This is a genomic window from Peribacillus sp. P4_D6 (assembly GCF_056401795.1).
Genome location: NZ_JBFUIQ010000369.1, coordinates 1 through 820 on the forward strand (window position 1 = coordinate 1; position 820 = coordinate 820).

The following is an 820-nucleotide window of genomic DNA, read 5'->3' on the forward strand; positions in this document are numbered from 1 at the left end:
GCATAAGTCAACATACCAAAGCTAAATCCAATCTGGAATATATCGTGTATTCTTCGAATTATATGAAATATCAGGGAAGGTACATTACAACTATATAATTCTATGTCTCCAGATTTGTCAACCATTGGCTTTTCTGATAGTATAAATGTCCATTTCGTCTTAGCGTCGGCATTTTAATAAGTTTGATCAATATACAAGGAAGGGGAGTGATTTCATTGGGTAATCACCCTGATTTTGAACAGGAACGACAGCGGCTGGATTTTACAAAACGTTATATCGATGTAGTCATCAAAACATCTGAAACAAGCAAAGATCAATTTCAGCGGAATATGCAAGAAGCCTTTGGCGATGCCGATTGGTCTGAATCAGCGTTATATTCACAGCTGCTGACGACGGCCAACTTTTTTGAGATGTCCAAAACCGAACTTGAAAGTTTACGCAAAGCAAGTAAAAAACCTTACTTTGCAAGAGTGGATTTTGAAAGGAATGATGGGGAGAGAGGCGAAGTCCTTTATTTCGGAAAAGCATCTCTTTATCAGAGGGAAAGCCAGGAACAGATCATCGTCGATTGGCGTTCACCGATTGCAAATCTGTATTATGAGGGACGGATTGGTGAAATAGAATATGAAGCGGAAGGGGAGACATTCAGCGGGAACATCACTTTAAAAAGACAGCTAATGATAGAAGAAGGTGTCTTGGAGGAGATAAGGGACATTGATTTGACAACAACGGATGAATTGTTGCAGGAATCCCTTTCCAAGAGTTCCAGCAATCGATTGACGGATATCATCACCACGATCCAGGAAGAACAGAATAAAAT

General features: G+C 39.8%; 1 pseudogene. It reads left to right on the forward strand.

Annotated elements, in window-relative coordinates:
- Positions 1–206: 206 nt before the first annotated feature.
- A pseudogene (locus AC1DVB_RS27650) lies at positions 207–820 on the forward strand (RNA polymerase recycling motor HelD); the annotation flags it as partial.